The sequence below is a fragment of the Nonomuraea maheshkhaliensis genome (assembly GCF_039529435.1).
In the GTDB taxonomy this organism is placed as follows: Bacteria; Actinomycetota; Actinomycetes; order Streptosporangiales; family Streptosporangiaceae; genus Nonomuraea; species Nonomuraea maheshkhaliensis.
In genome coordinates this window covers 18,948-31,858 of sequence record NZ_BAAAMU010000121.1, presented here as the reverse complement: position 1 = coordinate 31,858, position 12,911 = coordinate 18,948, and the positions used below count along the sequence as shown (strand labels likewise).

General features: G+C 68.9%; 12 protein-coding genes. 5 read left to right on the top strand and 7 right to left on the bottom strand.

The genetic code is table 11. The features are described from left to right. Both ABFX54_RS45695 and ABFX54_RS45690 read left to right on the top strand, forming a co-directional pair. Positions 1–305: hypothetical protein (locus ABFX54_RS45695; protein WP_346113290.1), on the top strand; the 305-nt coding region annotated here is incomplete at its 5' end. Positions 306–380: 75 nt separating this feature from the next. Continuing rightward, positions 381–1,769, top strand: coding sequence for a chromosomal replication initiator protein DnaA (locus ABFX54_RS45690; RefSeq protein ID WP_346113289.1), 1,389 nt, complete (start codon positions 381–383; stop codon positions 1,767–1,769). Positions 1,770–1,832: 63 nt separating this feature from the next. Here ABFX54_RS45690 and ABFX54_RS45685 read toward each other — a convergent pair whose 3' ends face one another. From ABFX54_RS45685 to ABFX54_RS45655, 7 genes are all read right to left on the bottom strand, one after another. Continuing rightward, a complete protein-coding gene (locus ABFX54_RS45685; RefSeq protein WP_346113288.1) occupies positions 1,833–2,597 on the bottom strand; it encodes a succinate dehydrogenase/fumarate reductase iron-sulfur subunit in 765 nt (254 codons plus the stop codon). Next, complete coding sequence (locus ABFX54_RS45680; protein WP_346113287.1) at positions 2,594–4,495, bottom strand: fumarate reductase/succinate dehydrogenase flavoprotein subunit; 1,902 nt, start codon at positions 4,493–4,495, stop codon at positions 2,594–2,596. Before ABFX54_RS45680 ends, ABFX54_RS45685 begins: the two co-directional genes overlap by 4 nt. A 12-nt stretch (positions 4,496–4,507) precedes the next feature. Then, entirely contained in the window at positions 4,508–5,296 is a 789-nt protein-coding gene (locus tag ABFX54_RS45675; protein WP_346113286.1) for a hypothetical protein, read from the bottom strand. A 194-nt stretch (positions 5,297–5,490) separates the two neighbouring features. Beyond that, positions 5,491–5,940: a response regulator gene (locus ABFX54_RS45670; RefSeq protein WP_346113285.1), complete on the bottom strand. Its 450-nt coding sequence runs from the start codon at positions 5,938–5,940 to the stop codon at positions 5,491–5,493. Continuing rightward, positions 5,937–7,079, bottom strand: a complete 1,143-nt coding sequence (locus tag ABFX54_RS45665) for a sensor histidine kinase (RefSeq protein WP_346113284.1) — start codon at positions 7,077–7,079, stop codon at positions 5,937–5,939. The genes ABFX54_RS45670 and ABFX54_RS45665 overlap by 4 nt, the downstream gene beginning before the upstream one ends. Beyond that, the gene (locus tag ABFX54_RS45660; protein WP_346113282.1) at positions 7,076–8,209 is read right to left on the bottom strand and encodes a PP2C family protein-serine/threonine phosphatase; all 1,134 of its coding nucleotides are present in this window, start codon (positions 8,207–8,209) and stop codon (positions 7,076–7,078) included. The genes ABFX54_RS45665 and ABFX54_RS45660 overlap by 4 nt, the downstream gene beginning before the upstream one ends. Before the next feature lie 30 nt (positions 8,210–8,239). Continuing rightward, positions 8,240–9,217 carry a LysR family transcriptional regulator gene (locus tag ABFX54_RS45655; protein ID WP_346113280.1) on the bottom strand — a complete coding sequence of 326 codons (978 nt, stop codon included), beginning with the start codon at positions 9,215–9,217 and terminating at the stop codon, positions 8,240–8,242. A 133-nt stretch (positions 9,218–9,350) separates the two neighbouring features. Here ABFX54_RS45655 and ABFX54_RS45650 point away from each other — a divergent pair, with 133 nt between their 5' ends. Genes ABFX54_RS45650 through ABFX54_RS45640 form a run of 3 tightly spaced genes read left to right on the top strand, consistent with a single transcriptional unit; the run spans position 9,351 to position 12,771 of the window. Then, entirely contained in the window at positions 9,351–10,112 is a 762-nt protein-coding gene (locus tag ABFX54_RS45650; protein ID WP_346113279.1) for a succinate dehydrogenase cytochrome b subunit, read from the top strand. Then, entirely contained in the window at positions 10,109–12,034 is a 1,926-nt protein-coding gene (locus ABFX54_RS45645) for a fumarate reductase/succinate dehydrogenase flavoprotein subunit (protein WP_346113278.1), read from the top strand. The genes ABFX54_RS45650 and ABFX54_RS45645 overlap by 4 nt, the downstream gene beginning before the upstream one ends. Next, a complete protein-coding gene (locus ABFX54_RS45640; protein ID WP_346113277.1) occupies positions 12,031–12,771 on the top strand; it encodes a succinate dehydrogenase/fumarate reductase iron-sulfur subunit in 741 nt (246 codons plus the stop codon). Before ABFX54_RS45645 ends, ABFX54_RS45640 begins: the two co-directional genes overlap by 4 nt. Positions 12,772–12,911: the final 140 nt, after the last annotated feature.

Here is a 12,911-nt window from a genome sequence, read left to right as displayed (position 1 = left end):
CCGCCGTGCCCGGTCCTGGCGTGCCTTCAGGAGGCGTGCCGCAGGCGTTGCCGACCGCCGTCGTGAGCATGTCCGCCGGTACGCGGCTCCTTGCCTCGTTCCAAGCCGAAGGCCCCGGCGGAGCGGCGCCGCTGCCGTGGGAGATGGTGTCGGCCGCGAAACACGTTCATCCGGTGCGCTATGTCAGCCCGATCGACGGGCCGCAGGCGTTGCCCATGGTCGCGGGAGCCATCGGAGTGCTGCTCGGAGGGCTCTGGATCGTTGTCACGGTACAACGAGGGCGTAACCGGAGAAACGTGTTGTAATTCCGTCTTTACTGTTACTTTTACCCGGCTAGTATTCCCTTTGACCATGGTTCCGGGACTGCGCGGAGGGCACCGGTGGCACGCACGCGAGCGACGGCCCTGTCCGCTGTCGTCCTGGCGCTCGCACTGACGGGCGCCGGAGCGACCCCGTTCATCGTGCAGAGCGCGAGCGCCTCCGTGACCGCCTTGGACCCCGTCGAGCCATGTGACGTCGGCGAGGTCTGCGACGTCACCCCCGAGACCACCGTCACGGTCACCACCACCCTGGGCGAGCCCACTCCCGAGGAGACGGACTCGGCGCCGGAGACGACGATCACCAAGACGGTGACCGCGACCCCGACGAAGAAGACCAAGGCGCCGACCCCGACGAAGACCACCCCCGCGACGACCCCTCCTCCGGCTCCTCCGACGCAGAACCCGCAGCCGCTGCCCACGCAGCCCGTCGAGGTGCCGTCCACGACGGAGCCGACGACCACCCCGGAGGAGACCGTCTCGATGCCGGCCATCGCGCCGGAGGAGACCACGCCCGTCGTGCCGACGCCCAGCGAGACGCAGGTCGCCTCCGACGAGGAGGTGCCGCTGGAGCTGCGTAACGCGGCGCCGGAGTTCGACCAGCGCACGCTGACGCAGAAGCTCAGCATCCCGGCGCTGGTGCTGGTCCTGCTCGCGCTCTTCGCCGTGCTCATCTTCGAGGGCCGGCTGCGCCGGATGGCCCACGCGGCGGCCGTACGGAAGGCGGGGCCGCCGATGGGCGGGCCCGAGACGGCTCCGCCCGGTGCCGGCTACCCGGCGGGGCCCGGCTACGCCACGGCGGGCTTCCAGGCCCCCGGCTATCCGGGCGGCACCGCGTACGCGCCCATCATCAGCTTCGTGCCGGTGCAGACCTATCCCAGCGTCCCGCCCGGCTACGACCCGAACCACCCGTATCCGCCCCAGGGTTACGTGCAGGAGCCGTACCAGGAGCCCGTTCAGGAGCCCGTGGTCCTGCATCCGGACGAGTTCGACTCCTACAGCGAGCCGCCGGCCCGCGAGCGTGATCTGTTCGAGCCGGCGACCGAGGTGCGTGACCCGTTCGAGCCGGCGTCGGGTCCGCGTGAGCGCGACCCGTTCGAGCCGCTGGTGCCGCCGGTGCCGTCGGACATCCCGCCGGGCGGGGCCGGTCCTTACGACGGTGACCAGGAGCAGCCGCTCGGCCCGGCCTCGGCCGCCGAGTCGGGCGACCCCGACCCCTGGAAGCCCTCCGCCGCGGGCTCGCTGTTCGAGCCGGCCGCCAAGGAGACCAGCCCTGGCGCGGGAGATTCCACGACGGCCACGGACTACGAACCGCCGCCCTACCTGGCGCCCGACGCGGACGTGACGGCCGTGCAGCCGCTGCCGCCCCAGATCCAGGAGCAGCCGACGCAGGAGCCGACGAAGGAGATGCCCGACGCCAAGCGCAGGCGTTTCGGCAGGAAGAAGAAGTAGGACCAGACAGACGAAGAAGAGCGGGGGCCGGTCGTCCGGCCCCCGCTCTTCCCTTTGGTACGCCTACTTGCTGTTGCTGCTGCTGCGCTTGAAGATCTTGTTGCCCAGCCACACCAGCGGGTCGTACTTGCGGTCCACCACGCGCTCCTTCATCGGGATCAGCGCGTTGTCGGTGATCTTGATGTGCTCGGGGCAGACCTCGGTGCAGCACTTGGTGATGTTGCAGTAGCCGAGCCCGTGCTCCTCCTGCGCGGCGTCCTGCCGGTCGGCCACGTCATACGGGTGCATGTCCAGCTCGGCGATCCGCATGAGGAACCGGGGGCCGGAGAAGTTGCTCTTGTTCTCCTCGTGGTCACGGATGACGTGGCAGACGTTGTTGCACATGAAGCACTCGATGCACTTGCGGAACTCCTGCGAGCGCTCGACGTCCACCTGCTTCATCCGGTATTCGCCCGGCTTCACCCCGCTCGGCGGCGTGAAGGAGGGCACCTCCCGGGCCTTCTGGTAGTTGTAGGACACATCGGTGACGAGGTCCTTGATGACGGGGAAGGTCCGCATCGGCGTGACCGTGATGGTCTCGTCCTCCTCGAAGGTGGACATGCGGGTCATACAGCCCAGCCGCGGCTTGCCGTTGATCTCCATGCTGCACGAGCCGCACTTGCCGGCCTTGCAGTTCCACCGCACCGCCAGGTCGGGCGCCTGCGTGGCCTGGAGGCGGTGGATGATGTCGAGGACGACCTCGCCCTCGTTGACCTCGACGGTGAAGTCCTCGAGCTTGCCCTCGCCGCCCTCACCGCGCCAGACTTTGAACTTTGCCTTGTAGCTCATGACTTCGCTATCCCGTCGAACTCGGCCATCTCTTCGTCGGTGAGGTATTTGCTCAGCTCGTCCCGGTCGAAGAGGGTGATCAGGTCGTCGCGCATGGACGGCTGGACCTTCTCCTCGACCTGCACGGACGTGCCGTCCGCGGTGGCGCAGACGAGCAGCTTGCGGCGCCAGTCCGGGTTCATCCCGGGGAAGTCGTCGCGGGTGTGCCCGCCGCGGCTCTCCTCGCGCAGCAGCGCGGCGCGGGCCACGCACTCCGAGACCAGCACCATGTTGCGCAGGTCGATCGCGAGGTGCCAGCCCGGGTTGTAGATGCGCGAGCCGGCCGCGCCGACCATGCGCACCCGCTCCTTGAGCTTCTCCACGACCTCCAGGGCCTCGGAGACCTCCTCGGCCTTGCGGATGATGCCCACCAGGTCGTTCATCGTGCGCTGGAGCTCGTGGTGGACCTCGTAGGGGTTCTCGCCGCCGCGGTTGAGCGGGGCCAGCGCCTCCTCCAGGGCCGCGTCCACCGACTCGGACTCGACCTTGGGCCGCGCGGCCAGACCGTCCACGTACGCCGCCGCGCCCGCGCCCGCCCGGCGCCCGAACACCAGCAGGTCGGACAGCGAGTTGCCGCCCAGCCGGTTCGAGCCGTGCATGCCACCCGAGACCTCGCCGGCCGCGAACAGTCCGGGAACGGCCGCCGCGCCGCTGTCGGCGTCGACCTCGACGCCGCCCATGATGTAGTGGCAGGTCGGCCCCACCTGCATGGGCTCGGCGGTGATGTCGACGTCGGCCAGCTCCTTGAACTGGTGGTGCATCGACGGCAGCCGCCGCTTGATCTCCTCGGCGGGCAGGCGGGTGGAGACGTCGAGGAAGACGCCGCCCTGGGGTGAGCCGCGACCGGCCTTCACCTCGGCGTTGATCGCGCGGGCCACCTCGTCACGCGGCAGCAGCTCCGGCGGGCGCCGGTTGTTGGCCTGGTCGGTGTACCAGCGGTCGCCCTCTTCCTCCGTGGTGGCGTACTTGTCCTTGAACACCTCGGGGATGTAGTCGAACATGAAGCGCTTGCCCTCGGAGTTGCGCAGCACGCCGCCGTCACCGCGGACGGACTCGGTGACCAGGATGCCGCGCACCGACGGAGGCCAGACCATCCCCGTGGGGTGGAACTGGATGAACTCCATGTTGATCAGGTTCGCGCCCGCGAGCAGGGCCAGGGCGTGGCCGTCGCCGGTGTACTCCCAGGAGTTGGACGTGACGACGTACGACTTGCCGATGCCGCCGGTGGCCAGGACCACGGCGGGGGCGTCGAAGAGGACGAAGTTGCCCGTCTCGCGCCAGTAGCCGAACGCGCCGGAGATCGCGTCGCCGTCCTTGAGCAGCCGCGTGACGGTGCACTCGGCGAAGACCTTGATGTAGGCCTCGTAGTCGCCGTGGGCCTCGTAGTCCTCCTGCTGGAGGGCAACGACGCGCTGCTGCAGGGTGCGGATGAGCTCCAGGCCGGTACGGTCGCCCACGTGTGCGAGCCGTGGGTACTCGTGCCCGCCGAAGTTCCGCTGGCTGATCTTGCCGTCCTTGGTGCGGTCGAACAGCGCGCCCCAGGCCTCCAGCTCCCACACGCGGTCGGGCGCCTCCTTGGCGTGCAGCTCGGCCATCCGCCAGTTGTTGAGGAACTTGCCGCCCCGCATGGTGTCACGGAAGTGCACCATCCAGTTGTCGTCGGGGTTGACGTTCCCCATCGCGGCGGCCGCGCCGCCCTCGGCCATGACCGTGTGGGCCTTGCCGAACAGCGACTTGCAGATGATCGCGGTCCGCTTGCCCTGCTGGCGGGCCTCGATCGCGGCCCGCAGGCCGGCCCCGCCCGCGCCGATGACGACGACGTCGTACTCGTGGCGCTCTATGTTGTGCGTGTTTTCCACTGAAAGCTGTCCTTACGCGTACGGGAAGGCGATGATGCCCTTGGCCACCAGGCGCACGTACAGGTCGGCGCCCATGACCGAGAACATCGAGGCCCACGCGAGGGGTTGGTGCTTGGCGTTGAGCTTGGACACGAACGTCCAGGCCCGGTACCGCAGCGGGTGACGGGAGAAGTGGTTGAGCCTGCCCGCGGTGATGTGCCGGCAGGAGTGGCACGACAGCGTGTAGGCGTTGATGAGGACGGCGTTGGCGATCAGGATCCAGCTGCCCAGGCCGAGCGGCTTGTGCACGACCGCCAGGACGGCGTCGTAGGCCAGGATGAGGCCGATCACGATGGCCGCGTAGAAGAAGTACCTGTGGATGTTCTGGATGATCAGTGGGAAGCGCCGCTCACCGGTGTACTTCCCATGCGGCTCCTGCACGGCGCAGGCCGGCGGCGAGAGCCAGAAGGAGCGGTAGTAGGACTTGCGGTAGTAGTAGCAGGTCAGCCGGAACCCGCCGGGCAGGGCCAGGATGAGCAGCCCCGGCGAGAGCGTGTACCAGTCGCCGATCGGCGCCCAGCCGAACAGTTGTGCCCCTTCGGGACACGTGACCGCGGCCAGACAGGGCGAGGCGAACGGGGCGATGTAGGGATCGACGAAGATGCTGTTGTCGATGATCGCCCATACACCGTAGACAAGGAATGAGCTGAGCCCGAGGAACGTCACGAGCGGGACCAGCCACCATCTGTCCGTACGCAGGGTGCGCACCTTGACTTGCGCACGCTGCCGGCGGACCGGGGCTTCGGGCGTCGTCTGGGTCATCGCGGACCTCTCCACCTCCCGCGGACCCTTAGCGCAGGGGGTCCGTGGTTTCGATTCACTGGGCGCGCTCTCAGGGCGGGATCCGCTCGGGCGCGCGCGTTGGTGGGGGATACGTTACGACGACGGGATCGACATTTGTGAGCGGGGTCACTCACTTTTTCGATGACTAGCTGTGATTCCTGTCACGTAGCCCGTCAGAGAGGCTGTTCGAGGGGCGGTAACTTCACCACTGTCACGAAAAAGTTATCGATCTGCCGGACAACGCGAATAAATTGCTCGAAGTCGACGGGCTTCGCGACATATGCGTTCGCGTGTAACCGGTAGCTGCGGAGGATGTCCTCCTCCGCCTCGGACGTCGTCAGGATCACCACCGGGATCGTGCGTAACTCGGCGTCGGCCTTCACCTCCCCCAGCACCTCCAAACCGCTCATCCTGGGCAGATTGAGGTCGAGCAGCACCAGGTCGGGGCGCGGCGCGCCGGCGAACTCGCCCTCGCGGCGCAGATAGGCCATCGCCTGCTCGCCGTCGTTGACCACGTTGAGCCGGTTGCGCACCTTGTTGAGGTCGAAAGCCTCCCTGGTGAGCAGGATGTCGCCCTGGTCGTCCTCCACCAGGAGTACCTCGATCGGCCGCCAGTCGTTCATCGCTCGGCTCCCGCGGCGGGCAGCGTCCACCGGAACGTCGCGCCGCCCCCGCCTTCGTTCCCGTCCAGCCACAGCGTTCCCCCGTGATACTCGACGATCTTGCGGCAGAGCGCCAGCCCGATGCCGGTGCCCGGGTAGACGTCGCGCGGATGCAGCCGCTGGAAGATGAGGAAGATGCGGTCGGCGTACTTGGGCTCGACCCCGATGCCGTTGTCTGAGCAGCTGAACTCCCACTGGACGCCGTCGCGCCTGACCCCGATGTGCACGCGCGGCGGCTCGTCGGCGCGGAACTTGACGGCGTTCTCGATGAGGTTCTGGAAGAGCTGCGTGAGCTGCAGCTGGTTGCCGAGGACGCGGGGCAGCTCGTCGCGCGTGACGACGGCGCCGGTGTCCTCGATCGTGGCGGAGAGGTTGTCCAGCGCCCGGTCCAGTGCCGCGCCCGCGTCGGTCTCGGTCTTCTCGCCGGTGACCCGGCCGACGCGGGAGAAGTCGAGCAGGTCGTTGATCAGCAGTTGCATGCGCTTGGCGCCGTCCACCGCGTAGTGGATGTACTGCTTGGCCCGCTCGTCGAGCTGGTCGCCGTAGCGCTGCTCCAGCATCTGCGTGAAGCTCGCCACCTTGCGCAGCGGCTCCTGGAGGTCGTGGCTGGCTACGTACGCGAACTGTTCCAGCTCGCTGTTGGACCGGCGCAGCTCCTCGGTCTGGTCGGCGGCCACCCGCCAGGCCGAGACGATGCGGGCGCGCATGGAGTCGATGTGACTGGACAGCTCGGCCAGCTCAAGGGGCCGATCGACGTGCAGGTCGCGGTCGAAGTCGCCGGCGGCGACCGTACGGACCTGCTCGGTGAGCTGGTCGATGGGCTTGAGCACGGCGTAGCGCACGATCACGGCCAGCCCGGCGGCGCAGGCGAGCAGCAAGGCGAAGACCACGATGAGGGCCACCATCAGCCGATCGACCTGCGCGGCCACCTCGGGCCGCGGGTTGAGCTCGGCGGTCCTGGCGGCCATCGTCATGACGATGACGACCCCGGCGGCGAAGGTGAGGCCGGCCACCGCCGCGGTGGCCAGGAACCAGTGGGCGACCGGCACCCGGCCCAGGCCTGTCGGCTCCTTGGGAGGGGGAAGGGGATGGATCGTCATGTTCTCCTCCTCCGCACCATGACCACGGCCAGGTCGTCGCTCAGCCGGCCCACGTGGGTGATGAGCCGGTCGAGGTCGATGGCGCCGTGGTCGCGTACCAGGTCGAGCAGGCCCTCCACGCCGAGCAGCCGGCTGGGCTCGCCCACGGCGGCCTCGATCAGGCCGTCGGTGTAGAGCATCATCGACCACTCCGTGCCCAGCGGGACGTCGATGACCGCCCACTCCGCGTCGGCGAAGATGCCGAGCGGCGGGCCGGAAGGCGCCTCGGTCACCACCCGCACCTCACCGTCGCGCACGAGCAGCGGCGGCGGATGGCCGACCACGCGCATCGTGGCGTGGCTCAGGTCGGGGCTGATCGTGGCCGTGCACAGGGTGGTGAAGATCTCGGGGGCCTTGCGCTCGGCCCGCAGCAGGGTGTCGAGCGTGCGCAGCAGCGTGTCGTCCGGCTGCCCGGCCAGGACCAGCGTGCGCCAGGCGATGCGCAGCGCCACGCCGAGCGCGGCCTCGTCGGGGCCGTGACCGCACACGTCGCCGATCACCAGGTGCACCGAGCCGTCCGGCGTCTGCACGGTGTCGAAGAAGTCGCCGGCCAGCGTGCCGCCGCTGCCCGGCAGGTAGCGGGTGACGTGTTCGATGGCGGCCGAGCGCAGCAGCGGGCTGGGCAGCAGGGCGCTCTCCAGTCGCGCGTTCTCCTTGGCCGTCAGCTCGGCTTGGACGAGCTTGAGCTGGGCCAGGTCGGCGCGCTTGCGCTCCATCGCGTACCGGATGGACCGGGCCAGCAGCCGTGCGTCGACGTCGCCCTTGACCAGGTAGTCCTGGGCCCCCGACTGTACCGCCGAGACGCCGACGTGGACGTCCCTCAGCCCCGTGAGCACGAGCACCGCCGTGTGCGGCGCCAGCGCCAGTACCTCCTCCAGCGCCTCCAGCCGGCTGGCGTCGGGCAGGGAGAGGTCGACGAGCACACACTGGATCTGGGGAGTGAGCAGTTCCTTGGCCTCGCGCAGGTTGCGCGCCCTGAAGATGCGCGGCGGCGCCAGGACCTGGTTGAGCAGCTCCTCGACGAGGAAGGCGTCGCCGTCGTCGTCCTCGATGAGGAGCAGTGTGAGCGTCTGAGAAAGGTTCGCCGTCAAAAAGCCTCTCCGGGTAGAACCGCCTGGTGCTCATTCTGCGATGATTTCGGCCCCTTGCGGAAGCGTGCTCTCGTGACCGGCTTCCGCGATGAGTTCGACTCCTTGCGGAAGCGTCCCCTCGTGATCGGCTTCCAGGACGAAGGAGAGCAGGGTCTGCCTGAACGCCTGCGCCGCCCTGGTCGGCTCGACGTCCTTGCGGTGGGCCAGCGCGATCGTCCGGCTGAGCCCCGGTGGCGCGAGCGGCGTGCCCAGCAGGCCGGGCCGCCCGTCGAGAACCATCGACGGCACCACGGCCACGCCGAGGCCCGCCTCCACGAACCGCAGCACGGCGTCCATCTCCCCGCCCTGCACCGCGAACCGGGGCTCGAAGCCCGCCTGCCGGCACGCCGCCAGCGTCGCCTCGCGCACGTCGTAGCCGCGCCTGAACATCACCATCGCCCGGCCGCGCAGGTCCTCGATCCGCACGTAGGGGCCCTTGATCTGCGCGTGGGACGGGGAGACGACGACGAGGTTCTCGCGCAGGATCTCCTCGGTCACCAGCGAGGGGTCGTCGCTCTGCAGCGGCATGATGATCAGCGACAGATCGAGCTGTCCCCTGGCCAGTGCCCTGATCAGGTCGCGCGAGCCGCCCTCCTCCACCAGCAGCTCGATCCCCGGGTACGCGCGATGGAAGCGGGCCAGCGCGTCGGCCAGCAGCCCCGCGCACAGCGAGGGAGTGGCCCCCAGCCGCACCCGGCCCCGGCGCAGCCCGGCCAGCTCGGCCACCTCCTGCCTGGCGGTGCCGGCGTCGGCCAGGATCCGGCGGGCCAGCGGCAGCAGCGCCTCTCCGGCCGCGGTCAGCGTCACGTTGCCACGCGCCCGCGAGAACAGGGGCGCCCCGAGATCGGCCTCCAGCGCCTTGATCTGCTTGCTCAGCGACGGCTGCGCGACCCGCATGCGCTCGGCCGCCTGGGTGAAGTGCCTGGCCTCCGCCACCGCGACGAAGTACGCGAGCTGCTGAAACTGCATGTGATTTTCCTCGCACCAGCCCGGTGTAAGCCGGCGATAAAAGCCGCGCCTTGCCTCATCATAGCCTGTGGCTATCGAAACCAGATCCGTCATGACTTGGACGGATCAATGCTGGATACCTAGCGTCGACGACGTGACTGCCACGATAGAGCGCGGTGCCGCCACCGCGTCTGCTACCCCCTCCCATAAGGCCCCGACCAAGGCCCCGAAGAGGAAGAAGCCGGGCGGGTTCCTGGGCTCCTCGAACGGCAAGAAAGTCGTCATGGCCGTCACGGGCGCCGTGATGGTGCTCTTCCTGCTCGGCCACATGCTCGGCAACCTCAAGATCTTCTTCGGCCGCGAGTCCTTCAACGACTACGCCCACGCGCTGCGCACGCTGCTTGAGCCGCTGGCTCCCTACCGCACGCTGCTGACGCTCGTGGAGATCGCCCTCGTGGCCTCGGTCGTTCTGCACATGTGGGCCGCGATCTCGCTGTCCCGCCGCGCGGGCAAGGCCAGGCCGGTCAAGTACGTGGCCAAGAAGTCGCAGGCCGGCGGCTACACCACGCACATCATGCGCTGGGGCGGCGTGACGATCGTGCTGTTCCTGGTCTGGCACCTGCTCGACCTGACCTTCGGCGTGGTGAACCCGAAGGGCTTCGACTCGGCCCCCGCCGACCGGATGATCGCCGGCTTCGACGCCTCCCGGTGGTGGGTGACGCTCATCTACGTCGTCGCCGTCGTCATGGTCGGCCTGCACCTGCGGCACGGCCTCTGGAGCGCCTTCCAGACCCTCGGCTGGGCCGGCCACGGCCGCTACCGGCTGCTCCGCGTGTCGGCCGCCCTGGTCTCCGCGGTCCTGGTCATCGGCTTCCTGGCTCCGCCCCTCGCGATCACGTTCGGAGTTGTCAAGTGAAGTACACCGAAGGCTCCGAGATCAGGGACACCAAGGCTCCCGCCGGGCCCATCGAGGAGCGCTGGGAGAAGCGCAAGTTCAGCGCCAAGCTGGTCAACCCGGCCAACAAGCGCAAGCTCAACGTGATCGTCGTCGGCACCGGCCTGGCGGGCGGCTCTGCCGCGGCGACCCTGGGCGAGCTGGGCTACAACGTCAAGTCGTTCTGCTACCAGGACACGCCGCGCCGCGCCCACTCCATCGCCGCGCAGGGCGGCATCAACGCCGCCAAGAACTACCGCGGCGACGGCGACAGCATCTACCGCCTGTTCTACGACACCGTGAAGGGCGGCGACTTCCGCGCCCGCGAGTCGAACGTCTACCGCCTGGCCCAGGTCTCGGTGAACATCATCGACCAGGCCGTGGCGCAGGGCGTGCCGTTCGCCCGCGAGTACGGCGGCCTGCTCGACACCCGCTCCTTCGGCGGCGCCCAGGTCTCCCGTACGTTCTACGCCCGCGGCCAGACGGGGCAGCAGCTGCTGCTGGGCGCGTACCAGGCGCTGGAGCGGCAGATCGCGGCCGGGACCGTCGAGATGCACACGCGGCACGAGATGCTCGACCTGATCGTGGCAGACGGGCGGGCGCGCGGCGTCATCGTGCGCGACATGGTCACCGGCGAGATCGAGCGCCACCTGGCCGACGCCGTGGTGCTGGCCACCGGCGGCTACGGGAACGTGTTCTTCCTGTCCACGAACGCCAAGGGCTGCAACACCACCGCCATCTGGCGGGCCCACGAGCGCGGCGCGTACTTCGCCAACCCCTGCTACACGCAGATCCACCCGACCTGCATCCCGGTGTCGGGCGAGTACCAGTCCAAGCTCACGCTCATGTCCGAGTCGCTGCGCAACGACGGCCGGGTGTGGGTGCCGCTGCGCAAGAACGACGAGCGCGCCCCCGGCGACATCCCGGAGGAGGAGCGCGACTACTACCTGGAGCGCATCTACCCGGCCTTCGGCAACCTGGTGCCGCGCGACATCGCCTCCCGCGCCGCCAAGAACGTCTGCGACGAGGGCCGCGGCGTCGGCCCCGGCGGGCTCGGGGTCTACCTCGACTTCAGGGACGCCATCAACCGCCTCGGCCGGGACGCGGTCGAGAAGAAGTACGGCAACCTCTTCGAGATGTACGAGCGCATCACGGGCGAGAACCCGTACGACGTGCCGATGCGCATCTACCCCGCCGTCCACTACACGATGGGCGGGCTGTGGGTCGACTACGACCTGCAGTCCACGATCCCCGGCCTGTTCGTGGTCGGCGAGGCCAACTTCTCCGACCACGGCGCCAACCGGCTCGGCGCGTCGGCGCTGATGCAGGGCCTGGCCGACGGATATTTCGTGCTTCCGACCACCATCGGCGACTACCTGGCCGCGGGCCCGTTCGGCGACGTGGACGAGGAGGCCGTGGCGGAGGCCGAGATCAAGGTCCGCGCCAAGATCGACCGGCTCCTGTCCGTGAACGGCACCCGCACGCCCGACTCCTTCCACCGCGAGCTGGGCAAGCTCATGTGGGACTACTGCGGCATGGAGCGCACCGAGGAGTCGCTGCGCAAGGCGCTGGAGCGCATCCCCGAGCTGCGCGCGGAGTTCTGGCAGAACGTCAAGGTGAGCGGCACCGCCGAGGAGCTCAACCAGGTGCTGGAGAAGGCCGGCCGCGTCGCCGACTTCTTCGACCTGGCCGAGCTCATGTGCCTGGACGCCCTCATCCGCACCGAGTCCTGCGGCGGCCACTTCCGCGCCGAGTCGCAGGACGCCGACGGTGAGGCCCTGCGCGACGACGAGAACTTCGCGCACGTCTCGGCCTGGGAGTTCGGCGGCGAGGACGGGCCGGTGCTGCACAAGGAAGCGCTCGAGTACGAGTACGTCAAGATGACCCAGCGGAGCTACAAGTGAACCTGACCCTGCGCGTATGGCGGCAGAGCGGCCCCTCGGACGCCGGACGCATGGTGACGTACAAGGTGGAGGACGTCTCCCCGGACATGTCCTTCCTGGAGATGCTCGACGTCCTCAACGAGCGCCTCATCCTGGAGGGCGACGACCCGATCGCGTTCGACCACGACTGCCGCGAGGGCATCTGCGGCATGTGCGGCATGGTCATCAACGGCGTGGCCCACGGCGAGCAGCGCGCCACCACGACGTGCCAGCTCCACATGCGCCACTTCGAGGACGGCGCCGAGATCACCATCGAGCCGTGGCGCGCGGCGCCGTTCCCGGTCGTCAAGGACCTGGTCGTGGACCGCAGCGCGTTCGACCGGATCATCCAGGCGGGCGGGTTCGTCTCGGTCCCGGCCGGCTCCGCGCCCGACGCCCACAGCATCCCGGTCCGCAAGGAGGACGCGGACGCGGCCTTCGACGCGGCCACCTGCATCGGTTGCGGCGCCTGCGTGGCGGCCTGCCCCAACGGCTCGGCCTCCCTCTTCACCGCCGCCAAGATCACCCACCTGAGCCTGCTCCCGCAGGGCCAGCCCGAGCGCCTTTCCCGCGCGAAGGCCATGGTGGACCAGATGGACGCGGAGGGCTTCGGCGGCTGCACCAACACGGGCGAGTGCACGGCGGTGTGCCCGAAGGGCATCCCGCTGGACACGATCGCCCAGATGAACAGCGATTATCTGAAGGCCAGCGCCAAGTAGGGGCCGGTTCAGGATGATGGGCGCAACTATCACAGTTGCGCCCATCATTATTAGGTCACGTGATCACGGTCGCTGAGTGGGCTTTAGCCCCGGAGCTCGTAGCTAAATTAGTATGTTGTGCAGCATACTAATTTGGTGAC

Coding starts and splice junctions, on each gene's coding strand:
- ABFX54_RS45655 (WP_346113280.1), bottom strand. CDS start 9,217: ATGCAGTTTCAGCAGCTCGCGTACTTCGTCGCGGTGGCGGAGGCCAGG.
- ABFX54_RS45670 (WP_346113285.1), bottom strand. CDS start 5,940: ATGAACGACTGGCGGCCGATCGAGGTACTCCTGGTGGAGGACGACCAG.
- ABFX54_RS45675 (WP_346113286.1), bottom strand. CDS start 5,296: ATGACCCAGACGACGCCCGAAGCCCCGGTCCGCCGGCAGCGTGCGCAA.
- ABFX54_RS45685 (WP_346113288.1), bottom strand. CDS start 2,597: ATGAGCTACAAGGCAAAGTTCAAAGTCTGGCGCGGTGAGGGCGGCGAG.
- ABFX54_RS45665 (WP_346113284.1), bottom strand. CDS start 7,079: ATGACGATCCATCCCCTTCCCCCTCCCAAGGAGCCGACAGGCCTGGGC.